General features: G+C 43.5%; 21 protein-coding genes and 1 pseudogene. 11 read left to right on the top strand and 11 right to left on the bottom strand.

Going from position 1 to position 23,591, the window contains the following annotated elements; all coding sequences use genetic code 11:
- The first annotated feature begins 43 nt into the window (after positions 1-43).
- Positions 44-415: a DUF4440 domain-containing protein gene (locus AB4180_RS14560; RefSeq protein WP_102250373.1), complete on the top strand. Its 372-nt coding sequence runs from the start codon at positions 44-46 to the stop codon at positions 413-415.
- Between the two features lie 301 nt (positions 416-716).
- Here the strand turns inward: AB4180_RS14560 and AB4180_RS14555 are convergent, their stop codons facing one another.
- Complete coding sequence (locus AB4180_RS14555) at positions 717-1,769, bottom strand: transposase (protein ID WP_102250374.1); 1,053 nt, start codon at positions 1,767-1,769, stop codon at positions 717-719.
- Positions 1,766-2,653: a site-specific integrase gene (locus AB4180_RS14550; RefSeq protein WP_102250375.1), complete on the bottom strand. Its 888-nt coding sequence runs from the start codon at positions 2,651-2,653 to the stop codon at positions 1,766-1,768. Before AB4180_RS14550 ends, AB4180_RS14555 begins: the two co-directional genes overlap by 4 nt.
- A 226-nt stretch (positions 2,654-2,879) precedes the next feature.
- Here AB4180_RS14550 and AB4180_RS14545 point away from each other — a divergent pair, with 226 nt between their 5' ends.
- Positions 2,880-3,401 carry a hypothetical protein gene (locus tag AB4180_RS14545; RefSeq protein ID WP_133151493.1) on the top strand — a complete coding sequence of 174 codons (522 nt, stop codon included), beginning with the start codon at positions 2,880-2,882 and terminating at the stop codon, positions 3,399-3,401.
- A 137-nt stretch (positions 3,402-3,538) separates the two neighbouring features.
- Positions 3,539-4,582, top strand: coding sequence for a hypothetical protein (locus tag AB4180_RS14540; protein ID WP_102250377.1), 1,044 nt, complete (start codon positions 3,539-3,541; stop codon positions 4,580-4,582).
- Between the two features lie 254 nt (positions 4,583-4,836).
- Here the strand turns inward: AB4180_RS14540 and AB4180_RS14535 are convergent, their stop codons facing one another.
- Positions 4,837-5,193, bottom strand: coding sequence for a transposase (locus AB4180_RS14535; protein ID WP_241909288.1), 357 nt, complete (start codon positions 5,191-5,193; stop codon positions 4,837-4,839).
- 95 nt (positions 5,194-5,288) lie between these two features.
- Between AB4180_RS14535 and AB4180_RS14530 the strand changes: the two genes are divergently transcribed.
- Both AB4180_RS14530 and AB4180_RS14525 read left to right on the top strand, forming a co-directional pair.
- Complete coding sequence (locus AB4180_RS14530) at positions 5,289-5,567, top strand: type II toxin-antitoxin system RelE/ParE family toxin (protein ID WP_102250391.1); 279 nt, start codon at positions 5,289-5,291, stop codon at positions 5,565-5,567.
- Positions 5,567-5,860 (top strand): HigA family addiction module antitoxin, encoded by a 294-nt coding sequence (locus tag AB4180_RS14525; RefSeq protein ID WP_102250378.1) that lies wholly within the window; start codon positions 5,567-5,569, stop codon positions 5,858-5,860. The genes AB4180_RS14530 and AB4180_RS14525 overlap by 1 nt, the downstream gene beginning before the upstream one ends.
- Before the next feature lie 295 nt (positions 5,861-6,155).
- On the opposite strand, the pseudogene AB4180_RS14520 reads toward AB4180_RS14525, so the two are convergent.
- Positions 6,156-6,395: pseudogene (locus AB4180_RS14520) on the bottom strand (IS110 family transposase); the annotation flags it as partial.
- Between the two features lie 112 nt (positions 6,396-6,507).
- Between AB4180_RS14520 and AB4180_RS14515 the strand changes: the two are divergent.
- Complete coding sequence (locus AB4180_RS14515; protein ID WP_102250379.1) at positions 6,508-7,266, top strand: hypothetical protein; 759 nt, start codon at positions 6,508-6,510, stop codon at positions 7,264-7,266.
- Between the two features lie 992 nt (positions 7,267-8,258).
- Here AB4180_RS14515 and gcvP read toward each other — a convergent pair.
- From gcvP to AB4180_RS14500, 3 genes are all read right to left on the bottom strand, one after another.
- Entirely contained in the window at positions 8,259-11,138 is a 2,880-nt protein-coding gene (gene gcvP / locus AB4180_RS14510) for an aminomethyl-transferring glycine dehydrogenase (protein ID WP_102250381.1), read from the bottom strand.
- Between the two features lie 89 nt (positions 11,139-11,227).
- Positions 11,228-11,608 carry a glycine cleavage system protein GcvH gene (gene gcvH, locus AB4180_RS14505; RefSeq protein ID WP_009845137.1) on the bottom strand — a complete coding sequence of 127 codons (381 nt, stop codon included), beginning with the start codon at positions 11,606-11,608 and terminating at the stop codon, positions 11,228-11,230.
- 51 nt (positions 11,609-11,659) lie between these two features.
- Entirely contained in the window at positions 11,660-12,952 is a 1,293-nt protein-coding gene (locus tag AB4180_RS14500) for a serine hydroxymethyltransferase (RefSeq protein ID WP_017097964.1), read from the bottom strand.
- Between the two features lie 440 nt (positions 12,953-13,392).
- Between AB4180_RS14500 and AB4180_RS14495 the strand changes: the two genes are divergently transcribed.
- The 3 genes from AB4180_RS14495 (at position 13,393) to AB4180_RS14485 (ending at position 17,101) form a co-directional block, all read left to right on the top strand.
- Positions 13,393-14,016 carry a helix-turn-helix domain-containing protein gene (locus AB4180_RS14495; protein WP_017097963.1) on the top strand — a complete coding sequence of 208 codons (624 nt, stop codon included), beginning with the start codon at positions 13,393-13,395 and terminating at the stop codon, positions 14,014-14,016.
- 470 nt (positions 14,017-14,486) lie between these two features.
- Entirely contained in the window at positions 14,487-15,620 is a 1,134-nt protein-coding gene (gene gcvT, locus AB4180_RS14490; RefSeq protein WP_029223950.1) for a glycine cleavage system aminomethyltransferase GcvT, read from the top strand.
- A 323-nt stretch (positions 15,621-15,943) separates the two neighbouring features.
- Positions 15,944-17,101 (top strand): trypsin-like serine protease, encoded by a 1,158-nt coding sequence (locus tag AB4180_RS14485; protein ID WP_017097961.1) that lies wholly within the window; start codon positions 15,944-15,946, stop codon positions 17,099-17,101.
- A gap of 140 nt (positions 17,102-17,241) precedes the next feature.
- Here AB4180_RS14485 and AB4180_RS14480 read toward each other — a convergent pair whose 3' ends face one another.
- Positions 17,242-17,580: a hypothetical protein gene (locus AB4180_RS14480; protein ID WP_009845170.1), complete on the bottom strand. Its 339-nt coding sequence runs from the start codon at positions 17,578-17,580 to the stop codon at positions 17,242-17,244.
- Positions 17,581-17,779: 199 nt separating this feature from the next.
- Between AB4180_RS14480 and AB4180_RS14475 the strand changes: the two genes are divergently transcribed.
- Positions 17,780-18,097, top strand: a complete 318-nt coding sequence (locus AB4180_RS14475; RefSeq protein ID WP_009845174.1) for a helix-turn-helix domain-containing protein — start codon at positions 17,780-17,782, stop codon at positions 18,095-18,097.
- A 176-nt stretch (positions 18,098-18,273) separates the two neighbouring features.
- Here AB4180_RS14475 and arfB read toward each other — a convergent pair whose 3' ends face one another.
- Positions 18,274-18,684: an alternative ribosome rescue aminoacyl-tRNA hydrolase ArfB gene (gene arfB, locus AB4180_RS14470; protein WP_012600691.1), complete on the bottom strand. Its 411-nt coding sequence runs from the start codon at positions 18,682-18,684 to the stop codon at positions 18,274-18,276.
- 87 nt (positions 18,685-18,771) lie between these two features.
- Between arfB and AB4180_RS14465 the strand changes: the two genes are divergently transcribed.
- Positions 18,772-19,377 (top strand): beta-phosphoglucomutase family hydrolase, encoded by a 606-nt coding sequence (locus AB4180_RS14465; RefSeq protein WP_009845180.1) that lies wholly within the window; start codon positions 18,772-18,774, stop codon positions 19,375-19,377.
- A 68-nt stretch (positions 19,378-19,445) separates the two neighbouring features.
- On the opposite strand, the gene AB4180_RS14460 is transcribed toward AB4180_RS14465, so the two are convergent.
- Positions 19,446-21,350: a diguanylate cyclase gene (locus tag AB4180_RS14460; RefSeq protein ID WP_065678984.1), complete on the bottom strand. Its 1,905-nt coding sequence runs from the start codon at positions 21,348-21,350 to the stop codon at positions 19,446-19,448.
- A 240-nt stretch (positions 21,351-21,590) separates the two neighbouring features.
- Positions 21,591-23,339, bottom strand: a complete 1,749-nt coding sequence (locus tag AB4180_RS14455; protein WP_102250382.1) for a formate--tetrahydrofolate ligase — start codon at positions 23,337-23,339, stop codon at positions 21,591-21,593.
- Positions 23,340-23,591 lie beyond the last annotated feature (252 nt).

Genomic DNA, 23,591 nt, shown 5'->3' with positions numbered 1-23,591 from the left:
TACTTAACAAGGCGTTATATGTTTTTTCAGCATTGGAGAAATAATGGAAGTTTTAATTGAACAGGAAATCGCTCTACATCAGTATGAGATTAGGCAAGATCCTAATGAAGTAGCAAGGTTGCTTCATTCGAGCTTTAAAGAAGTTGGGCGTTCGGGGTGTAGTTTTGATTACTTTTCTATTTTGAGAATGATGCAAAGTGAAGAACCTTCAGATGGTTATATCCACTCTCAAGATTTTGAGTGTATCTTGTTGGAACCTTCAGTTCAGCTGCTTCTATACAAATCAGCATGGGTTTCAAAATCTGGTGAAGTTAGCGCATTTTCTAAGCGGTCGTCGATCTGGGCGTTCACTGGTCACGGTTGGCAGATGAAATATCATCAAGGAACTCCATGTGAAAAGTTTGAACTTCTGTAATTATTGCTGAAGTTTTAGAATTTTGGGTTGTGTACCCTACATATAACTAATAAGGATTAAGGTGTTGCGTAGCCAACACTAAATCCCAAGTGTTGAACAAGCCCGAAGCCACTTTATTAAGTAAATTGTACGATTGAACTTGAAGGGCACATCGCTTTGAGGCTTTTCTCAAGGCGAGCGAGGTCAAGATAAGGTTGCGATAGCAATCTTATCAACCAGTTAGCTGTTTTTCGTTTCTTTCGTTGTCACATCTCCTCTGTTTTCGTCAATGCCATTCTCCTTATTATCCAATGCCTTTCGGCTAGGTGGGTCGGCTTACTCCAACACATGCCATTTCATGTGCACAGCAAGGGCATACTCGTATCGCTTTGCTCCTTATCGGTGCTGTCACTGGCGGCATCATATAGAGTAGGTTCAACAGCAACAGCTGAATACGAACTCTTAAGGCGTGTGCTTGACCACGTAAAAATCCGTAGTCTCTTACTCGCTGTAACCCTTTGGGGAGCACGTGCTGCAAAATGAGCAGCAAGAACTTAAGGATGGGCAAAGTGCGCGTTCGCCATGTATTGGTTTGGCTCTCTTTATAGCGGAACGTGACCGTATCATCGGTGATATGGATGATGTCTTCATCAGGCAACACACCACGATAGAGATAGCGAGCTAAATAACTCAGTGCAGCCTGACCATAACCAACCTGCCTACAATCGACCACCCATTGCTTGGGTATGCCACTCGGCAGCCACAACGTTGGATGCTGATTAATGGCCTCTAGCATTCTTGCTCGCCAGACTTTGGCCAAAGCAAACGCGTTAAAAAGGTAATGCTTGTTGCCTTTGTGCCACGTTCGCCTTGATGGGTCGTATTGGCCTGCCGCCACAATAATGTGCAGGTGTGGATGCAAGTTTCGTTGTCGGCTGTGGGTATGCAGCACGGCTGTAAACCCAAGTTCACCTTGCATCTGTCTTTTCGCAAAGTCCTTTAAAACCCCCGATGCCACCTTAAACATACCGTTATATGTCGCTCTAGGTTGATGTCTTGCTAAGACTCTTAGTTGATACGGCAAAGTGAAGGTCACCATGAAATAGTGAACAGGTAACCGCTTTTGCTGCTGACGTTGTAGCCAGTCAGAAGTGGTGCGTTGTTGGCATTGAGGGCAGTGTCGGTGACCACAAGAAAGCGGTAATCGGTCGTCGTGATGACAGTGACTGCAAAACCATTGTGACCGACCTTGTTGCTCTGTTTTACAAAGGAGCATCGCCCCAATAGCCCGATGCATATCGCCATTCATCTGCGCATAATAGTGACGCTTAAGCGCAGAGTGATGTTGGCGAAGCAGTTCAATAAAGGTACTCATATAATGCTCCCCGTTAAGTCTAGAGCGTCAGTTAAATGGTTGATGGCCATCGCAGCATCGCGTTGTTTTAGCGTAGTCATTCGGGTGTAACGGGCAGTGGTATTAAGGCTTGCGTGACCCAGCAGCGTTTGCAGTGAACGCAGGTCGACCCCTTGCTCAAGCAAGTGCGTTGCAAAGCAGTGTCTGAGAGAGTGGGGGCTGGCGTGTTTTTGGATGTCACACTCTTTGAGCACAAGCTTCATGGTTTTTTGAATACCGCCTCTGTCCATCGGTGCGTCGTTACCTTTTCCAAGCCCGGGAAACAGTAAGCGAGGGTGCTTGTGGCTGAGCCAGTGTGTGCGGAGTGCCTTAAGCGTTCGCAGAGGAAGCGGCACCATTCGGTCTTTGCCGCCTTTTCCTTCGCGTATGTGAACCCGCATCGTTTGGCTGTCGATATCGTGAACCGTGAGATTGAGCCCTTCACCAAGGCGTAATCCCATGCTGTAAAGAGTTAAGAAGAAGACTTGATAACGGGCTTGTCGCGTGTGGTTAATCAGTGAGCTGACTTGTTGCGGTGTGAGTATGTCGGGCAGTCGTTTCACTTGTGGCGGCTTCACGATATTGAGCCACTCCCACTGTTTACCCTGTGTGTAGCGATAGAAAAACTGCAAGCCATTACGATCGAGTTTAATGGTGCTCCACGAGTGGGTTTGGATGAGAGAAGCGAAGAACTGTTTAAGGTCATTGGTGGTTAACGCATCAGGGACTCGATCAAAATGTGCGGTGATCCGACGAACCGCACGAGAATAGGCATCAATGGTCGCGGGTCGTTTACCTTGCAGCTTTAGGTTGGTAAGGTGTTGTTCATAAAGGGCGTTGTAGCGTTCTAAGTCGGTGGCATTCATAAGTTACTCCTGTCAACGACCGTCAGGGTGATGGTGTTACAAGAGTATGGCTTGCACTCGCTTTACTCTGCCGCGCAGCGGCTTCGTTCAACAAACTGTTCAAAATTGATTCTCAACGCGTGGCATTTTTACTGTGCGTTGGCTTAAGTGATTAAGGTGGTTGCTGCAGCTTCAGTATTGCGTTGCTCACCCCTTAATAGGGCGTGATACAGATAGAGGTGGCCATGTGAGAGATAGCATCTTTTCTTTAGTCTTTTTGAGAAGAAATAATGAGATTTCGTTGGGGAAGTGGATAAAATTCTTACTCTTAGAAATATACCTTGGTGAGCAGTTGCTTGAAATGATTTCCACTACTGCTGCTTATAATGAAGATGATCAATACGAAAAAACAGGTCAGGTTCAATTTGGTGACTCTCTAAATGGGTGGTCTAAACCCCTCGTTTACTACATCCCTTCAACTATGATTAATAAGTGGCTTTGTTCATCCATTCTTGAACTATTGGAATATAAATACGTCGCTCACTACCAGTTACTTACATCTAGAGACGATGTAGCAGATATTGAAAATTGCTATGGCTTAAATCATGATAACATTCATCAACTTACAGAGCTCAAGCTAGCTTATAATAGCATTTGGGTAACTATGAATATTATCGTTGATGTTGTTGTTTACTTGGTTACGAAAAATCTCTCAGCAACATTGGCAACGGGTGCGTTTATAGAGTTTATACGTAGATTTAAGTGGTAAGTATTTGTATGAAAAGCAATCTAAGAGGGATTCTCAACGCTTGGCTTTCTTGCTTTTACTTCAATTTTAGTGGTTACGGTAAAATGCTTTAGGTAGGGTGGTACCTTATTGGGCGTTAGAAAGCTTAGGAGGCTATTTTGGCAAGTATAGGTCAAGTCCGAGGTGCATTACTTGAAGAGTCAGTTTTGCATTTGTTGGGAAAAGTTGGTTACAAGATTATCAGAGAAAGACATGATTCAATTGATCCTAGTGATTTAAGATTGAATAGGGCGGGAATGGAAGTCCAAGGACGTGGTGCTTGGCACCAAATCGATGGTTTGGTAGAGCAATATCATACACCAGCATTCATATATCCGTTGCGTTTGCTCGTTGAGGCTAAGTGTTACCCTAGTGACCCTGTGGGAATTGGTATTGTAAGGAATGCTTTAGGCGTGCAAAAAGATATTGAAGAAAATTACTTCACGAAACATCTAGAACCTTCTGATACTAGCTCAATAAGGTTTAATTATCAGTCAGCGATATTCAGTTCTTCCTCATATACAAAGCCTGCAATGGAATATGCTCTTGCACATCAAATATTCTTAATTGAATATAAGTCGATCGCGATAATTCAGCCTTTGATCGAGGCAATAAACTCGTGCGAGCTAAGTCATTTTGCAGCTGGTCAGCAAGTCAATTTAAGAAGACTTAGAGAAGATTTTCACGGCTTAATCAACGGTACGTTGCAAGTTGATAGTGCGCAGACTATCAGTATTGATGGACGAGAGCATGTTAGAGCCGCTATTAACGGATTGCAGCAAATTCGTGGATCGTATTTTGGCATGCTTCAAGGTCGATGGCCGATGCATTTACTTACTGACAACGAGTTAACATCAGAACAATTTAGTCAGGACACAATAAGATGTGAATTGCACGGTGATGTGGATGGTTGGACGTTTAGTCCTTCTGGAATAGTTGACCGTAATGATCCAAGGTGGTTTGAGCTTCAATTTCATTTACCCCCGCAACTTGTTTTTAAGATGGAATCGCAATGGGGTGATCGTCGGAGAGTCGCACAAACCAAGTCTGAGAATTTTTCGTCTATCTCGTTATCCGGAAAGATTGGGGGGATTTGGAGAAACGTGCGTCTAGAATTAGATGAAGATTGGTTGAGGCGTTATTTATTGTCGACCGCTTTCTAACAAATAAGGATTAAGGTGTTGCGTAGCCAACACTAAATCCCGAGTGTTGAACAAGCCCGAAGCCACTTTATTAAGTAAATTGTACGATTGTATCTGAAGGGCACATCGCTTTGAGGCTTTTCTCAAGGCGAGCGAGGCTAAGATAAGGTTGCGATAGCAATCTTATCAGCCAGTTAGCCATTTTTCGTTTCTTTCGTCGTCACATCTCCTCTGTTTTCGTTGATGCCATTCTCCTTATTATCAATGCCTTTCGGCTACATGGGTCGGCTTACTCCAACGCACGCCATCTCATGTGCACAGCAAGGGCATATTCTTATCGCTTTGCTCCTTATCGGGGCGGTGAGTGGCGGCATCCTATAGACCAAGCTCAATAACAGCAGTTGAAGTCGAACTCTTAAGGCGTGTGCTTGACCACGTAAAAATCCGTAGTCTCTTACTCGCTGTAACCCTTTGGGCAGCACGTGTTGCAAAATAAGCAGCAAGAACTTGAGAGTCGGAAAGGTGCGTGTTCGCCATGCTTTGGTTTGGCTCTCTTTATAGCGGAAGGTGACGGTATCGTCGGTGATATGGATGATGTCTTCATCAGGCAACACACCATTTAGGTACCACATAAGTGTGGTAGATCCTCGGTAGGAGGAGTCTATGTCATTCGTTATATGTCTTATTGAAAGTTGCGTCACAATGCGCAACGCGCTACACTTTTCGTATGATTAAATCATTTAAGCACAAAGGTCTTAAAAAGTTTTTTGAGACTGGCAGTAAAGCGGGCATCCAAGCGAAACATGATCGCAAGTTGAGAATGCAATTAGCCGCGATAGATACTGCAACTATTATTGATGATGTTGATTTGCCGGGCTTCAAACTTCATCCTCTGAAAGGGGATAGAGATGGAATTTGGTCAATTACAGTAAATGGTAACTGGCGTGTTACTTTCGAATTTATCGATGGTAATGCTTACATTTTAAATTACGAGGATTACCATTAATGGCTATGTACAACCCCCCACATCCAGGTGAGTTTATCCATGACGTTTATATGGAACCATTTGGCTATAGTTGTCGTTTTGTGGCTAAACAACTTGATGTTGCTGCTTCAACTCTAAATCGAGTGATAAAGGGTAAGAGTTCAATTTCACCTGAAATGGCATTACGTCTTTCAAAATCACTAGGTCGTACGCCTGAAAGTTGGCTAACAATGCAAGATAATTACGATCTATGGCAAGCAAAACAAAACGTGAATCTAACTAAGGTGCACACGATCAATTTTGCTACGACGTAGTAAAATATAACAAACAAGGATTAAGGTGTTGCGTAGCCAACACTAAATCCCTAGTGTTGAACAAGCCCGAAGCCACTTTATTAAGTAAATTGTACGATTGCATTTGAAGAGCACATCGCTTTTAGGCTTTTCTCAAGGCGAGCGAGGTCAAGATAAGGTTGCGATAGCAATCTTATCAACCAGTTAGCTGTTTTTCGTTTCTTTCGTCGTCACATCTCCTCTGTTTTCGTCAATGCCATTCTCCTTATTATCAAATGCCTTTCGGCTAGGTGGGGCGGCTCACCCCAACGCACGAAAAGCTAGCATTCATAATGCGGGCATCGTGCCCCAATTTATTGAGTGTTCTTGCCCAATAATGTGCACCACCACACGCTTCAATGCCTATATGCACGAGTGGTATATCTGCTATTGTAGTCAGTAATTTAGAGCGGGTTACTGACTTATGAAGTAAGACCTTACCATTTTGGTCTACGGCATGAAGACTAAAGTGGTTTTTAGCTAGGTCGATACCGCAGAAATAAGAATAATCAGACATGCTGCCTCCGATGCATTTAAGTACCACATAAGTGTGGCAGATCCTCGGAAGGGGGAATCCATGTCATTCGTTATGTCTCAACGGGTATTGTGACTTTGATAGGAAAACCTCTATGGGTAGAGAGAAAGAAGAAATGATGCGGCAGGAAGAGCTGCAGCCGATGTATGACTGGATCGAAGAAAACTATGGTGATGACGCTGGTGAAGAAGGATCAGACGAATGGGAGGAAGCGGTATTAGCTTTCGAGGTATATTGTGAGGATCGATCTCGATATGAAGAAGAGTGGTATAGGCACGATGAATTGGAATGGTATATTTATAGCCAATCTCAAATTGGAATGTTTAATACTCAAATACAGAGTGTTAAAGCTCTTCTAAATGTCCAAGTCTATAATGAAACTCAATTTAGCCTGTTAGTGATGTTGCATGGTCATACTGTAGCTTCGCTTGAGTCGTATTTAGCATCCAAGTTCATTCAAAATGTAACTAACTCTCAAGAGTTGATACGAAAATTGGTAGAGACTGACCCAACGTTCTCAAAAATGAAGTTTACTCTGAAAGAGATATACGAAAAACAAGAGAGTTTAAAACTAACAGTGGCAACTTATCTAAAGGATCTTATATTCCATGATCTGAAGAAGGTTAAGCCGATGTTCAAAGATGTATTAGGTTGTGATTTTGGTGATATTTCATGGTTATTTTCAGCGGTAAACCTTCGCCACCACTGTGTACATCGAGCTGGTTTAGACAAAGAGGGTAATCGAATAGCCATATCAGTTGAATCAGTAAAGCTGTTGGTCGAAAAGTCTGAGTTACTTGTAAATTCTATTGAAAATCAGCTTTCTAAGCTTGAACAAGCAGAGTTTTGGTAAGACAGAGACATAACAAATAAGGATTAAGGTGTTGCGCAGCCAACACTAAATCCCGCGTGTTGAACAAGCCCGAAGCCACTTTATTAAGTAAATTGTACGATCGGATTTGAAGGGCACTTCGCCTTGAGATTTTATCAAGGTGAACGGCTAAGGTGTGGCATTTTAAGTTCCTATTGGGTTTTGTGTCTAAAGTGTGTGCCTTTAGGGTGAGTGTGCGTTATCCGCCACTTAGTAAGGTTTTATAAGTCATGAACTCGCTCGAAACTCTAGCTAGAAGATTTGATGTTTCTTTAATCGGCTTGTTTTATATCGGCTTAGTTAAATTTTACGAGGCAATTATGAAGTCTAGACAATGTCCCAAGTGTCGGAAAAATGTGGCATGTAGCTGGTTTTTCTTTAGTTCTCATTGGACTAAGTATCGTTGTATTGGATGTGGTTCGCTGATGAAATGGAGTCGTAGGCGAACCTATCTAGGAGCTGTTTCCGGTGGCTTCGCTGGTCCGTTTGTCATTTCAACACAATCTATTATCCCATCTACTTTTCTTAGAATCTCGATCGCGATTGTTTTTGCAATAGTTTTAGCCATTTTTGTGAATAAGCAGATTGAGTACATCGACGAAACTGAGTCATAACAAACGACTATGGCGTCAATGGCTATTTAGGCGCTATTCCTGTTTTATAGACCATCACTTTTTAGCTTTAAAGCTAAAGCCCTATAAGTTTTCTACTGCCACAACGCCAGCAGAAACACAAAAAGACCAATCCCAAGCGTGACCTTTAGAAGTAAGCCAAGAGGGGCACCACCTTTTGGCGCTTTATTGCAACATCCCATCATTGATTCCTAATTTGTCGTGAATGTCATATCACCTTAAACCTTTCCCTTACGGTAAGGTCAATGCTTTATTAGTCATATAATCTGGAATCCGAAAAACAAAAAAGCGAACCGTTCGGTTCGCCTTTTGTTATGTTGTTCTGCTTAGCGCCGCTACGAATTAGTCTTCGTAGTTGTCGATGCTTGGGCAAGAACAGATTAGGTTACGGTCGCCGTATACGTTATCTACACGGTTAACAGTAGGCCAGTACTTCGAGTTCTTGGTTGCTTTCGATGGGAAGCAAGCCAGTTCGCGAGAGTAAGGGCGATCCCATTCTGCGCCTGAAAGGTCAACTTGTGTGTGCGGTGCGTTCACTAGAGGGTTGTTGTCTAGTGGCCATTCACCCGCTTTCACTGCTGCCATTTCGTGACGGATTGCGATCATCGCTTCACAGAAACGGTCTAGCTCTTCTAAATCTTCAGATTCAGTTGGCTCTACCATTAGTGTGCCAGCTACAGGGAAAGACATAGTAGGCGCGTGGAAACCGAAGTCCATTAAACGCTTAGCAATATCTTCTTCGCTGATACCTGTATCTTCCTTAAGTGGACGAATATCGATAATACATTCGTGCGCTACGCGGCCGTTAGTGCCACGGTAAAGAACAGGGTAGTGAGGACGTAGTTTTTCCATCACGTAGTTCGCGTTCAGAATCGCTACTTTAGTCGCGTCTGTTAGACCAGGTTCGCCCATCATTGCGATGTAAGCCCAAGAGATAGGTAGAATTGAAGCACTGCCTAAATCTGCTGCTGATACCGCGTAGTCAGAACCTTGTACACCGTTTTCGATGTGACCGGGTAGGAAAGGTGCTAGGTGCGATTTAACGCCGATAGGACCCATACCCGGACCGCCACCACCGTGTGGGATACAGAATGTTTTGTGTAGGTTCAAGTGAGATACGTCTGAACCGATGAAGCCAGGTGAAGTTAGACCTACTTGAGCGTTCATGTTCGCGCCGTCTAGGTAAACCTGACCGCCCGCTGCGTGTACTTGTTCACACACTTCTTTCACTTGCTCTTCGTATACGCCGTGCGTAGAAGGGTAAGTGATCATGATGCTTGATAGGTTTTCTTTGTGCTTCTCGATTTTCGCTGCTAGGTCTGTCATGTCGATGTTGCCATCTTCATCACACTTAACAACCACAACCTTCATTGACACCATTGATGCTGTTGCAGGGTTAGTACCGTGCGCAGAGCTTGGAATCAGACAAACGTTACGGTGAGCTTCACCGCGGCTTGCGTGGTAGCGTTGAATCGCGATTAGACCTGCGTATTCGCCAGATGCACCAGAGTTAGGCTGTAGTGAGAAATCGTCGTAACCGGTAATTTCACAAAGCTTCTCTTTAAGATCTTTCGCTAGCGCTGTGTAACCTGCTGCTTGATCAAGAGGTGCGAATGGGTGAATAGAACCAAACTCAGGCCATGTTACTGGGATCATCTCAGCAGCAGCGTTCAGCTTCATCGTACAGCTGCCCAGTGGGATCATGCCGTGCGTTAGTGAGAAGTCTTTGTTCTCAAGCTGTTTTAGGTAACGCATCATTTGCGTTTCGCTGTGGTGCGTATTGAATACTGGGTGAGTTAGGAACTCTGATTCACGACGGCAGTTTTCTGGAATTGCTGCAAACTCGTTTGATGCAATGTCAGAAGATAGTACTTGAACGTCTTCTTTCACGTCGAAGATTGCGAACAGTGCGTTCACGTCGTCGATTGTTGTTGTTTCATCTAGGCTGATACCAATCTTACCAACAAGTCGGCGAAGGTTGATGTCTGCTGCTTGCGCTTTCGCGTACAGTGCATCTGTCTTGTCTTCTGTGTTCAGCGTGATGGTATCAAAGAAGCTGTTGTTCGTTAGTTCGTAACCCGATTTAGTCAGGCCAGCCGCTAGGATAGCTGTCATGTGGTGTGTACGACGAGCAATAGTACGTAGGCCTTCTGCACCGTGGTAAACCGCGTAGAACGACGCCATGTTTGCTAAAAGTGCTTGAGCTGTACAGATGTTCGATGTCGCTTTCTCGCGGCGGATGTGTTGCTCACGAGTTTGCATTGCCATACGTAGCGCTTGGTTACCGTGAGTATCGATAGATACACCGATTACACGACCTGGCATTGTACGCTTATGTTTTTCACGAGTACCCATGAATGCAGCGTGTGGACCACCGTAACCCATAGGAACGCCGAAACGTTGCGCTGAACCGATGACTACGTCTGCGCCCATTTCGCCCGCAGGCTTAAGTAGAGCGGAAGCAAGTAGGTCAGTTGCAACGGTTACAAGAGTCTTGTTAGCTTGAGCTTTCGCAATGATGTCTGTTAGGTCACGAACTTCACCCGTTGTACTTGGGTATTGAAGAAGCGCACCAAATACGTTTTGCTCTGGAAGTGTTTCAAGAGCACCAACCATTACTTCAAAACCGATGTACTCAGCACGAGTTTTAACAACTTCTAGTGTTTGAGGGTGAACATCGTCAGCAACGAAGAATACTTTGCTCTTGCTTTTGCCAGCACGCTTACACAGAGTCATTGCTTCGCCAGCCGCTGTCGCTTCATCAAGAAGGGATGCGTTCGCGATTTCCATACCGGTTAGGTCCATTACCATTTGTTGGTAATTGAGTAGAGCTTCAAGACGACCTTGAGAAATCTCTGGTTGGTATGGTGTGTAAGCTGTGTACCAGCCGGGGTTCTCTAAAACGTTACGTAGAATAACGTTTGGAGTGAATGTGTTGTAGTAGCCTTGGCCAATGAAAGTACGTTTCACTTGGTTTAGGTTAGCGATCTCTTTAAGAGAGGTCAGCATGTCCATCTCGCTCAGTGGCGCAGCAAGTGTCATTGGTTTTTCAAGACGGATTTGTGCAGGAACCGTTTCGTCGATCAGTGCGTCTAGGCTAGTCGCGTTGATCGCTTCAAGCATTTTTTGCTGGTCTGCTTTATTAGGGCCGTTATGACGAGCAACAAACTCGTTTTGCGTACCCAAGTCTTTCAGTAATTGGCTTTGAAGTAATTCAGTCATGATATGTTCTACTTTCTCTCTGGAGCCGTGAGCTAGCCCCTAAAATTAAGCTGCTCCAAAGAGCAGCTTTATCGTAATGAGGTTACCTATTAGTCTTCTTCTACAGAGCTTAGGTATTCTTCCGCATCTTTAAGGTTGTTTAGTTCAGACGCATCAGACATCTTCACTTTAACAATCCAACCGCCTTCATAAGGTTCTTCGTTGATTAGCTCTGGGCTATCTTCTAATTCTTCGTTGATTTCTACAATTTCGCCAGAGATTGGTGCGTAGATATCAGAAGCTGCTTTCACTGATTCAACCAGAGAGAAGCTTTCGCCAGCTTCAATTTCGTCTTCAGTGTCTGGCAGGTCAACAAACACAACGTCACCTAGTAGCTCTTGAGCGTGCTCAGAAATACCAATAGTTACAGTACCGTCTCCGTTGTCTTTAACCCACTCGTGGCTGTCTGCAAACTTTAGTGTATTGTCCATTGCTTATTCTCCAAAAATTTATGAGGTTTTAATTTAAATCTTAAAATTGGTTTAACGGTAAAGAGGGAAGCGTTTGCAAAGCTCTTTAACTTGCTTGCGAACACGTTGCTCAACTTCAGCATTGCCTTCAGGGCTTTCAACTAAGCCATCAAGTACATCGCCGATCCATTCACCGATAAGTTTGAATTCTTCAGTGCCAAAACCACGACTGGTTCCAGCTGGCGTGCCTAAACGGATACCAGAAGTAATCATAGGCTTCTCTGTATCGAATGGTATGCCATTTTTGTTACATGTGATCCCTGCACGCTCTAATGCTTCTTCAGTTACGTTACCTTTCAAGCCTTTAGGGCGAAGGTCAACCAGCATTAGATGTGTGTCTGTACCGCCAGTCACAATGTCACAACCGCGAGTTTGCAACACTTCAGCGAGAACTTTTGCGTTGTCGATCACTGAATCAATATAAGTATTAAATTCTGGGCCAAGTGCTTCGCCAAACGCCACTGCTTTAGCCGCGATAACGTGCATTAGTGGGCCGCCTTGAAGGCCAGGGAACACTGCAGAGTTGATCTTTTTGTTGATGTCTTCGTGGTTCGTAAGAATCATGCCGCCGCGTGGGCCACGAAGTGTTTTGTGCGTTGTTGTGGTAACAACGTGTGCGTGTGGTAGTGGGCTAGGGTGAGCACCTGTCGCGATAAGACCCGCGATGTGTGCCATATCGACCATTAGGATAGCGCCAACTTCGTCAGCAATTTCGCGGAACTTAGCGAAATCAATAACGCGTGGGATAGCACTACCACCTGCAATAATCATTTTAGGTTGGCTTTCGACAGCTAATGCGCGAACTGCTTCGTAATCGATTTCAAGTGTGTCGCGGTCTACGCCATATTGAACTGCGTTGAACCACTTACCAGACATTGCAGGACGTGCACCGTGTGTGAGGTGACCACCAGCATCTAAAGACATACCAAGGATTGTGTCGCCGGGTTGAAGTAGGGCAAGTTTTACTGCACCGTTTGCTTGAGCGCCAGAGTGAGGCTGCACGTTTACGTACTCACATTTGAACAGCTGTTTAGCACGTTCAATTGCGATAGCTTCAACGGTATCTACGTGCTCACAACCACCGTAGTAGCGACGGCCTGGATAGCCTTCTGCGTATTTGTTGGTTAGGCAAGTGCCTTGAGCTTGCATTACTGCTTTAGAAACGATGTTCTCAGAAGCAATAAGTTCGATTTGTTCGTTTTGACGAGTGTTCTCTGCTTGGATTCCAGCAAATACGGCGTCGTCAGTGCCTGATAGGTTCGTAGAGAAAAAACTGTCTAAGCTGTGGTTTTGGTAAGCGTTCATTGTCGAGACCTTTCATTAAGCTAATGGTGATTGTTTTTATAGTCCATTAGGTCTTACGTTGATTTCTGCATCGGTATCGTTTGCGCTATATAGGTACAGACATACGTTGATTGCGTATTAAATATACTCTTACAGCGTCTAAGCGATCGTTGTAGGGTCAATGCAGCACGAATTGGTTCCCAAAAAATCGGGTAAAAAACAGCTCTTACAAATGTTAAATCTATCATTTGCGGCAAGCCGAAGTAGCATCTCTTCATCTAACAAGTCGATAACATAGCTCCGTTAAAATCAATTTTCAACAAAAATTTCCAATAGGAAACAGATTTTCTTGTTTTGCTACGGGGAGCACGCTTTATTTCTCTGTGTGCTCTTTAATCAACAAAGCGCTTTATGCAACAATGAAATTAATAGACAGGAAGTAAAAAATTAGTGAGGGACCTATGTCAGAAGACATTTATGATGAGTACCCATCTCTAACGTTGGCGAAGGAAACGTTAGACCAGAATATTGAACCACTTAGGCTTGGCCAGCGCATTAAAGACATCCGCGGTAAGCTTGGGATCACGCTAGAAGAAGCAAGCCAAAGAACAGGCTTGGCGCGTTCTACGCTCAGTAAAATAGAGAATGAACAGATCTCTCCGACCTTTCAAGCGATGCAGAAATTGGCTATGGGGTTGCAGATAAATATGCCGCAACTCTTTGAACCACCAAGAAAAAAAGTCGCTACAGGACGTCGTGATTTAACCAAAGTAGGCCAAGGTAAACCACACCCAACACCCACTTATGAACACGAATTGCTTGCCACAGAGCTCTCTAATAAGAAGATGATGCCGTTTAAGAGTCGAGTGAGAGCTCGTACTTTTGAAGAGTATAACGATTGGGTGCGCCACGATGGTGAAGAGTTCTTAATGATCATATCGGGTGATGTGATGTTCTACTCAGAATTCTACGAACCCGTGCCAATGAGTGAAGGCGATAGCATGTATTACGATGCGAATATGGGTCATATGCTGATTTCAACTAGTGCTGAAGATGCACTCATTCTGTGGGTGACTGCAAAATAACTGTAGGTCACAGCAAAATAAGCTAACAAGTTTTGAATTTCTTATAGTGGATGCAAACGTTTGCTTTTGTTTTGAACGTTAGCTAATAGACGCGATATTGATGCGAAAATCATCAATATCGCGTTTTTGCATGTACCGAACAATTGTTTTTAAATTGTTAAATGTCACATTTTGAGCTGTTTGACTATTGTTAAGGGTGTAAAACTGACGCAGGCTTGTTTATTATAGTGAACATGGTTTACTCATGTTGATTGAAGTTTACTGAAGTGAATTCTTAGAAAGTGAGTTGTATGGGTTCTGTACAGTTATTCATAATTTATAGAGCCAACGATATAAGCCTATATAAAGGACATCACTTTTTACTATCTACTGTTTCTAACGTTAACCAGTATCGTTAGAGGCGACTCTAAATAGAGATATAAGCGGCAGACTCGATTTTGGACAGCCTGCAACGCTTCATGGAGAATAAAATGACTCAAGAACACGCTAATCAAGACCTACTAACAACACCACTGCATGCACTTCACGTTGAAGAGGGTGCAAAGATGGTTCCTTTCGCTGGCTACGATATGCCAGTCCAGTACCCACTTGGTGTAAAGAAAGAGCATTTACATACTCGTGATGCTGCTGGTCTTTTTGATGTTTCTCACATGGGGCAACTTCGTCTACATGGTGTAAACGCAGCTGCTGTCTTAGAATCGTTGGTTCCTGTAGATATTATCGACCTTCCTTCTGGTAAACAGCGTTATGCGTTCTTTACTAACGAGCAGGGCGGCATTATGGATGACCTGATGGTTGCTAATTTAGGCGACCACCTATTTGTTGTTGTGAATGCAGCTTGTAAGACACAAGATATCGACCATCTAACGGCGCACCTTCCAGCTGACGTCGAAATGGAAGTGATTGATGACCGCGCTCTATTAGCCCTTCAAGGCCCTAAAGCGTCTGAAGTTCTTGCTCGTTTCCAACCTAGCGTTGCAGACATGTTGTTCATGGACGTTCAAAAAGTCGATATCGATGGCGTTGAATGCATCGTGAGCCGCAGTGGTTACACGGGGGAAGATGGCTACGAGATCTCTGTTCCTAACGATCACGCTGAAGCACTGGCACGCAAGCTAACATCAGAAGCGGAAGTTGAGTGGATTGGCCTTGGTGCTCGTGACTCACTTCGTCTTGAGTGTGGTCTATGTCTATATGGTCACGATCTAGATACAACGACAACGCCAGTAGAAGCCAGCCTTCTATGGGGCATTCAAAAAGTGCGTCGTACAGACGGTGAACGTGCAGGCGGTTTCCCTGGCGCTGATATCATCCTTGAGCAAATCGCAACCAAAGATGTTCAACGTAAGCGTGTTGGTCTTGTTGGTCAAACTAAAGCGCCAGTACGTGAAGGCGCTGAGCTGTTCGATGCTGAAGACAACAAGATTGGTGTTGTAACAAGCGGTACAGCGGGGCCTAATGCAGGCAAACCTGTTTCTATGGCATATGTACGCACTGATCTAGCAGTAATTGGCACTGAAGTATTCGCTGAAGTTCGTGGTAAGAAGCTACCAATGACAGTAGAAAAAATGCCATTCGTACCTCAACGTTACTACCGTGGCTAATCTATTTTAAGAGAAACTATTGAGCTAAGCTAAGCTAAGCAAAGCCTACTGTTTGCTTCTCTGTGTAGAGAAGTTCAACGGTAGGCTTTTTTGTTTAAGCCTGTCTCCCTTTTTATGAACGTATCTATTTTTATAAACGTATCTAATTTTAAGAGCGTATAACTTTCTATATCGCTACAAGCCCAGATACCTGAAAGTTCGTTTTTTAAAACGAGACATATGGCTATATCATTAAAATTGCTTACTATAATATTAGTGGTACGTGTTATGGTGACGATTCATCATTTTTGTAAATAAGTAGTAGGGGTTACAAGGAGTTATCTATGAATGTTAACCATACAATGAGTCCGGTTCGTAAAGCCGTTTTAGGGCTGTTAGCTCCATTGATTTACACATCAAGTGTTATGGCGACGGAAAACTCGGTCGAAAGTGCTCCTAATGTCGGTGTTTCACCTTATATTATCAATGGTAGCCCCACAACAGATGCAGAACTAACTAATACTTATCCAACGTTTACTAGCCTGTACTTTCATGATGGTTCAAAATTTTCTAACTACTGTGGTGGAACCATTATAGATGCACAATTCGTGCTTACCGCTGCCCATTGTGTGTATGAAAGTTACGCGTGGATGCTTAATACTTGGGTTGTTCCAGGAATGGCAGATCAAACAAAATATAACAACGGTGGATACCAATCAGCACGAGTCGAAAAGATATATTATCCAAGTGACTATAGTAATAATCTTGATCCCATCAACGGGAAAGTATTACCAAACGATATTGCTATCTTGAAACTCAAAACAGCCTTAAATGTACGAGACTACTCTTCTTCAATTAACTCTACATTCGACAATGTCTATGCATTGAATCGTGGTCAAGATACGTTTAAGGCAGTTGGCCGAGGCTTGACGAGTCATATAACTGATGACCAAGGCAAAACTGTTTCTAGAACTGCTACCAATGTAGTAAATCAAGCGAATTTAACCTTCGATGCTACAAATAGCTGTAATTCAACAGACAAACAGCTTTGTTTTGATGGAGCGCAGTTCAATGGATACAAAAACTCGACCTGTAATGGTGATTCAGGCGGTCCTGTCTATTGGTGGGATGGGGTTAGCTATCAGCAAATAGGCATTACGAGTTACGGGCCAGCTACATGTGGAAGCCTTACTGAAAAATACACGTCTGTTTTTACGGAAGTTTATGATTATGCAGGATGGATAGATCGAGTTGTTTCAGGCACTGAAAACGCAACTTTTGAAGTTAGAAGTACACCGAGTTCTCGTGTTCTCGTACGAGTGAGCGATGGTGAAACCGTTGATTCATCTTCTGCTTTGTTAAATGAAACGTCAATGCCGAAGATAAGCCTATCGGGCGGGTCTAATTCAGGCACCAACTCAGGCTCTAGTAGCGGCGGTTCTTTGGGGTTCTTGTCGATATTCGCGCTTGGTTTACTTATTTTAAGAAGACAATCTATTTAAAGTTAAGTAGACGTTCATCAGCATGATTGAGGGCTATACCTCGACAGGTTGTTCATTTAAGCATTAATGAAAGAAGTCTTAGATTAAGTCGACGCTAAAAAGCATCAGCGTCGACTTGGTTATTTCGGTGTACTATCGCTTCAAACTTGTCGATATGCCTGCTTATTGATTTTCGCCTTCCTGCTATACCTTTCGACAATTTCATCCATTTGCTTTATGGCATCGTTGATATTTTGAATACCACCTTGTACAACACCTTTCTCGCTTTGGTTCAATGCAGAAAAGGCCTGTTTTAATTCTTTATCTTCCAGCATATTTCCGTGTAACAGCACTTCTTTGTAAGTCAGTAATCTCTGCTGTACCGCAACAATTTCATTACGGGTATCTTCTGATTCTAAAGCCTGTTGTATGCAAGGAAATGCCAATTTATAGAGATTCGCAATTTCCAATTTCACGCTATCATTATTCGCAATTTGCAATTTTTCTTATTTCCTAGCTCTTGATAATTCAAACTTATCTGCCCGTGAGTTAACGCCGTTGTAAGTATGAAAGTCCATGAAACGTAACGTTTTTATCGGCCGAATAATATGCCTTTAATCACTTATGTAAACTGTTCTAAGTCAATATGGTCTGCTTCTTGCTGAAATTAGGTCATAACTGTCTATTCTGGAGGTGCTTATGTCACAAGAACCTATAGTCATTGCGCTGATTGAGCGTAGGAAGCTAGGCAATTGGTCTCAAGAAAAATTAGCGGCTAGCGCAGGGATGAGCTTGAAAACCTATCAACGAATTGAGCGGGGAGAGGCTGATATCAAAATGTCTCAGTATCGTTCGATCACGAGAACCTTGAAAGTTACGGACTTGGATGTCGTACTCGACGTTGTAGGAGCGTCTGAAGCAGCAGCGGAAGATGTAGCTGCTGCTAGTCGTTTGTTAACCAGTGAAGAGCGAATGCTGTTGATTAAACTGATTTTGTCGGTCAAAAAACAGAAGTAGCGTTTTGTTCTAATAGACACTTTCTAATCAATAGTATTGCGAATATGTAGCCTCAAAGAACCAGTCTTCGAATAAATTGTCTACGAATTAATAATGTCAGGTATGATCTTTTGTCCAGCTAGTTAGAGCTAAAATGATTGTTTCATGGTGAGGTGCTCACTACGGACATGAAACAATTAGTCTACTCTTCCGCGAAGTTGTTTGGTGGTGCTTCTTTGCTTTTTACTTTCTAAACGTCTTTTTTGAGAGCCGCGTGTTGGCTTGGTTGCTCGTCTCACTTTTTGAACTTTTGTTGCTTCTAAGATCAGCTCTTTCAAACGTACCAAAGCATCGTCTCGGTTTTGCTCCTGAGTTCTGTACTGTTGAGCTTTAATGATAATCACACCATCTTTAGTGATACGACCATCTTTATGTGCCAGGAGTTTTTCTTTATAGAAATCGGGTAGGGTTGAGTGCTTTATGTCAAAACGTAAATGTATCGCACTCGATACTTTATTGACGTTTTGACCTCCGGCTCCTTGAGCTCTGATCGCGGTTAGCTGGAGTTCCCAGTCTTGAATTGAAACAGAGTTAGATATTTGTAACATAAACATCCATTTTGAACAGTAATATGGGGTCATGATACTGAATATTGGGTATGGTATCAGTAACTTTCTTAAAGAGTGGTAGTAGTGATGAAAATTGATTTAACGGCGTATGAAGGATTAATCTTTGATATGGACGGTACGTTGATCGATACAATGCCAGCACATGTGAAAGCATGGCAACAAACGGCGGAAGAGTTCGGCTTTTATTTCGAAGCGTCTTGGCTGCATAGCTTAGGTGGAATGCCGAGTTATAAGATCGCTGGTGAGGTAAATAGTAAGTACGGTTTATCGCTCGACCCACAAGCGGTTTCTACGTTTAAAATGGCTTCGTTTGCAGCTATTGAAGACAAAGGAGATATTATCCCTTGTACGTATTCTCTTTTGATAGACCATCTCGGTGACAAGAAGATTGCGGTTGGAACGGGCAGTCAACGCAAGAGCGCAGAACAACTGTTAGATAAAACGGATATCTTGAGTAAGTTGGATATCTTAGTGACAGCGACAGATGTGAAGAATCATAAACCAAACCCTGATACTTTCTTAGCTGCTTGTTTTGGTATGGGTTTACAGCCAAAGCAGTGTGTTGTGTTTGAAGATACTCACCTTGGTAAGCAGGCAGCCCATGCTGCGAATATGGATTGCATTCTGGTAGTCGAAGGGAATACGCTGGAGTTCTACCCCGCACCAAGTTGATTGTTGAGTGAACGACTCTAGAGTGAAATGAATAAGTTAGCGGGGCGGTGGTGCGATGCAGGCTCCCACTATGCAATTTCGCTCATTTCGCTATCAAGGAACAAACATACACTGTTTCTACCTACTGCTTTTGCTTCGTAAAGAGCTAAATCGGCGCACTTATAATTGAGTGCAGGTTCACCTGTTAGGTTGGTTATTCCGCCACTTATTGTAACGACGTTGTCGAACTCGATACTGATCGCGATTCTCAGCCTATTAAGCACATAGTCGGCTTCTTGTGGTGTCGTGTGAGGCAAGATAACCCCAAACTCTTCTCCCCCAATACGAGCCACGAAATCGGTATCTCGGCATTCACGTTGCAGTACCTGTGCTACGGTTTGTATGGCTTTATCGCCATAATCATGTCCAAATCTATCGTTAATGCGTTTGAAATGGTCAATATCCAATATGGCTAAGCAAGATTGCTCGCGAGTAGGGTAACGACTAACGCGAGAACACTCGTCACGAAGCTCCAGGTCGAACTTTCGTCTATTCCAACAGCCAGATAGTGCATCTTTTTCGCTAAGGTTTCTCAATTTATTCTCGAGCTCTTTGCGTTTGCTGATATCAACAAATGATGCAACATAAAATTGAATCACATCTTTTGAGTCTTTGATGGTTTGTATTCGAAGAATTTCCGTGATGAAGGTGCCATCCTTTCGTCGGTTCACCACTTCGCCTTCCCACATCCCTGTCTCTTTAATGACGCTCCACATTTTAGTGTAGAACTCTTCATTATATCGGCCAGCGTTAAACAATGAAGGCTGTTTACCTTTTACATCTTCTAACTCGTAGCCACTGACACGGGTGAACTCTTGGTTTACTTTTATGATTCGGTTATTTTTGTCTGTGATTAATAGGGCAGACATACCGTTCATTGCCGCTTTGGCGAGTTGGCTTTCGATACTGTTCTTTTTATGATTTCTGTTCCACAGTACGAAACCTGCAGATATCATTGAAATCAATATCGAGAGTATGATTATCTGAACGACTATGGCGTGATTTTCTTGTTGAAACTGAGTGTTAAATTGATGTTCTTCAATATGAAGAACCATATAAATTGGTCCTTCAAACTGCTTAATCTTAGGGCTGATGTCAGAGTGAAAATACCAGTTTTTACCATCAAAATAGCTGGATGAGGTGCCGCTTTGAATATTCTGCCACAGGCCTGGGGCTAGTTTTGCATACGTCTTGTCTGAACGTGATTCAATCACATGCCCAAATGAATCCTCAGGGTCGGGACCCATGATGACATGACCAGTATTATTAAGGATGACCGGAACTGTCGCTGATGTACCTATCTGGTAATGTAAGCGATCATAGATCTCGCGCATATTTAGGTTAGCAATGAAATAGCCAATAATGTGCTCCCCTACAGTGACAGGCGTCATAATGCGAAGTGTCGGCGAAAAGGGGCGAACTAACTCTCCATTTTCAACTTCTAGATCAATGCCTGTAGCTTTAACTTCTCCAATCTCTAATTCTTGTAGCTTTTTGTAGTAATCGCGAGAGGATTTGTTTTGTAACTCGTGGTCTGGAGTGACACTTGCGTGGCCATCTTTATAGTTGACGCGGAATACTTCATTAGCGTCTAGATCTAGGAAACGCAGTTGAGAGTAGTATTGTTGCCCGTGTGCCAATACAACCCACAGATCCTGCAGTGCTTGTTTGTTAGTAACTGAAGGCTCGGAAATGGAACGAAGTAGGGTCTGTGAGGCGGCAATAGAGGGAACCGCGTTTGATATTTGCTCAACAATAATAGCGAGTTGATGGAAGCTGTATTCGATTTGGTTTTGATTAGACTGTTTGATGTTTAGCGCATACTGGGCTTCAACCCGTTCAAATTCAGAGTTTATATAGAGAGCAGGGACTAATCCTAGGACAAACAAGGTACATAGAAATTGGCTGATCAGTTTTTTTATACTCGTATTCATCACTGTCCTCGAAAAATCAGCGCAATACTATATATTTTGTAGGCCTATTAATGTGATCTTGACCCAAAACTTATAATCAGATGTGCATATTATTTCGTTTTTAATGAAATTTATTGCACTTGGGGTGTTAATTGAGCAATTAGGTATCAGAAACGAGACCTGTCCGCAAATATAATGGGGAGCATAGTACGGACAGGTTATTCTAGATAAAGCGGATTTTTAGCCTATGTCTGGTCGTAATTAACTTAAGCCAACGATGTTTCCTTTGCTATCAATGTCCAACGACATAAAAGCCGGTTTATCCGGTAGGCCTGGCATGGTCATTACATTGCCGCACAGCGCGTAAATAAAGCCAGCACCAGCACACAGTTTTAGCTCCCTAACGGGTACGTCAAACTGAGATGGTGCACCTTTTACGTGTGCTTCTGTCGAGATCGATAGTGGTGTTTTTGCTAAACAAACCGATAGGTCGTTATAGCCATGCAGTTTGAATTCGGCCAGTTGTTTTTTAGCCAGTGGAGATAGCGAGATACTTGCTGCGCCATAGCCAACTTCAGCGACGGCCATCAGTTTTTCTTCTAGGCTTTGCTTTGAGTGATACAACGGCTTAAATTCACTCTGTTTTTGGCAAGCTTTTACTACGGCGTGAGCCAATTTAGTCGCCCCTTCGCCACCCTGACCAAATGCTTCGCTTACTTCAACACTAACGCTTGGGTCGAAGTCGGTGATCATCTGTTTCAAAGCATCGAGCTCTTGAGCTGAATCTTGTGGAAATCGATTGATCGCAACAACGGTAGGCACTTGGTATTGCTTAACGCTGTTGATGTGCCATTTAAGGTTCTCAAACCCTGCAATAAGCGCGTCTTGGTCATCATTAAAGATTGAATCTGGTAGCGGAGTTCCTGGTCTCAAATCGTATAAACCTGAGTTGGCTTTTAGACCACGTAATGTTGCGACAATAACAGCACAATCTGGATTTTTTTTCGATGCTTTCACTTTGATGTTACATGCTTTCTCAAAACCCATATCTGAGCCGAAGCCACCTTCCGTCACGACAAAGTCACTTAGCTTTAACGCAACCTTATCGGCAATAATAGAAGAGTTACCGTGTGCGATGTTAGCGAATGGCCCCGCGTGGATTAGGGTAGGAACCCCTTCAAGGGTTTGCATCAATGTTGGCTCTATGGAGTCTTTCATTGTGACTGTCATAGCACCTGCTACGTTGAAGTCATCTGCAGTTAATGGCAAGCCTTGGTTGTTGTATGCGAGTACCACTCGTCCGATACGCTTTCTTAAATCTTGGAGGTCATCAGTGAGAGCAAGAATAGCCATCAGCTCTGAAGCGGCTGAGATGTCAAAGCCATCCTCGCGCTCAAAGCCATTAATTGTTTTGTCTGCTTCGTTCTTGCCAACCGTGATCATACGCAGTGCGCGGTCATTGTGGTCAAGTACACGTCGCCACACGATTCTGCGTGGGTCGATATCCAGAGCTTTTAAGCCTGAGCGAGCCTCAAAGGCTTCTGACCCTTCACGTTGCTCATGATACAAACGAGCGTCAATAGCGGCAGATGCGAGGTTATGAGCGACTGTTACGGCATGAATGTCGCCAGTCAGGTGAAGGTTCAATTGCTCCATTGGGGCAACTTGTGAATAGCCACCGCCGGCTGCACCACCTTTTACACCAAATACCGGGCCCATTGAAGGTTGGCGAATGCAGGCCATAGCGGATTGGTTAATCTTTGCTAGACCTTGTGCTAGTCCGATAGTGGTGACGGTTTTGCCCTCACCAAGAGGCGTCGGTGTGATGGCCGTAACCACGACTAATTTACCATCTTGTTGGCTAGCGAGGCGTTCAAGTGATGTGAGAGACACTTTAGATTTGTATTGCCCTAATGGCTGATGTTCGTTGTGGTGCAGGCCAGCTTGCTTGGCAACTTCACTGATGTTTTTAAGGGGAGTAGAGCGACAAATATCAATATCAGACAGCATATTTGATCCTTATATCAGAACCGAAAGGTGGTACGTAAACGTTTGCGTGGCGATAGTACTGTATAAATTTGCCAAGTAAAGGCAAACCACATCAATTATGTGCTGGAAGATAACAGATCTAAAGAGTCATTGCGCGAGATCAAATCTTAAACGAGAAAAATATTCGATCTGATTACCTTCAGCTGCCGTTATATTGGTGTTGAATACAAAAAGGGCTGCATATAGCAGCCCTTCAAGGAATGGGTAATCCAA

The organism is Vibrio sp. 10N.286.49.C3, from assembly GCF_041469545.1.
GTDB classification, from domain to species: domain Bacteria; phylum Pseudomonadota; class Gammaproteobacteria; order Enterobacterales; family Vibrionaceae; genus Vibrio; species Vibrio tasmaniensis_A.
The sequence above is the reverse complement of the archived record's forward strand: the minus strand, read 5'-3'. Positions and strand labels throughout refer to the sequence as shown.

Excerpts from the sequence above, each read along its gene's own strand:
- arfB (WP_012600691.1), bottom strand. The coding sequence starts at position 18,684 with ATGTTACAAATATCTAACTCTGTTTCAATTCAAGACTGGGAACTCCAG.
- AB4180_RS14455 (WP_102250382.1), bottom strand. The coding sequence starts at position 23,339 with ATGCTGTCTGATATTGATATTTGTCGCTCTACTCCCCTTAAAAACATC.
- AB4180_RS14525 (WP_102250378.1), top strand. The coding sequence starts at position 5,567 with ATGGCTATGTACAACCCCCCACATCCAGGTGAGTTTATCCATGACGTT.
- gcvH (WP_009845137.1), bottom strand. The coding sequence starts at position 11,608 with ATGGACAATACACTAAAGTTTGCAGACAGCCACGAGTGGGTTAAAGAC.
- gcvP (WP_102250381.1), bottom strand. The coding sequence starts at position 11,138 with ATGACTGAATTACTTCAAAGCCAATTACTGAAAGACTTGGGTACGCAA.
- AB4180_RS14515 (WP_102250379.1), top strand. The coding sequence starts at position 6,508 with ATGGGTAGAGAGAAAGAAGAAATGATGCGGCAGGAAGAGCTGCAGCCG.
- AB4180_RS14460 (WP_065678984.1), bottom strand. The coding sequence starts at position 21,350 with ATGAATACGAGTATAAAAAAACTGATCAGCCAATTTCTATGTACCTTG.
- AB4180_RS14485 (WP_017097961.1), top strand. The coding sequence starts at position 15,944 with ATGAATGTTAACCATACAATGAGTCCGGTTCGTAAAGCCGTTTTAGGG.
- AB4180_RS14475 (WP_009845174.1), top strand. The coding sequence starts at position 17,780 with ATGTCACAAGAACCTATAGTCATTGCGCTGATTGAGCGTAGGAAGCTA.
- gcvT (WP_029223950.1), top strand. The coding sequence starts at position 14,487 with ATGACTCAAGAACACGCTAATCAAGACCTACTAACAACACCACTGCAT.
- AB4180_RS14560 (WP_102250373.1), top strand. The coding sequence starts at position 44 with ATGGAAGTTTTAATTGAACAGGAAATCGCTCTACATCAGTATGAGATT.
- AB4180_RS14530 (WP_102250391.1), top strand. The coding sequence starts at position 5,289 with ATGATTAAATCATTTAAGCACAAAGGTCTTAAAAAGTTTTTTGAGACT.
- AB4180_RS14495 (WP_017097963.1), top strand. The coding sequence starts at position 13,393 with ATGTCAGAAGACATTTATGATGAGTACCCATCTCTAACGTTGGCGAAG.
- AB4180_RS14465 (WP_009845180.1), top strand. The coding sequence starts at position 18,772 with ATGAAAATTGATTTAACGGCGTATGAAGGATTAATCTTTGATATGGAC.
- AB4180_RS14550 (WP_102250375.1), bottom strand. The coding sequence starts at position 2,653 with ATGAATGCCACCGACTTAGAACGCTACAACGCCCTTTATGAACAACAC.
- AB4180_RS14500 (WP_017097964.1), bottom strand. The coding sequence starts at position 12,952 with ATGAACGCTTACCAAAACCACAGCTTAGACAGTTTTTTCTCTACGAAC.
- AB4180_RS14535 (WP_241909288.1), bottom strand. The coding sequence starts at position 5,193 with ATGTGGTACCTAAATGGTGTGTTGCCTGATGAAGACATCATCCATATC.
- AB4180_RS14555 (WP_102250374.1), bottom strand. The coding sequence starts at position 1,769 with ATGAGTACCTTTATTGAACTGCTTCGCCAACATCACTCTGCGCTTAAG.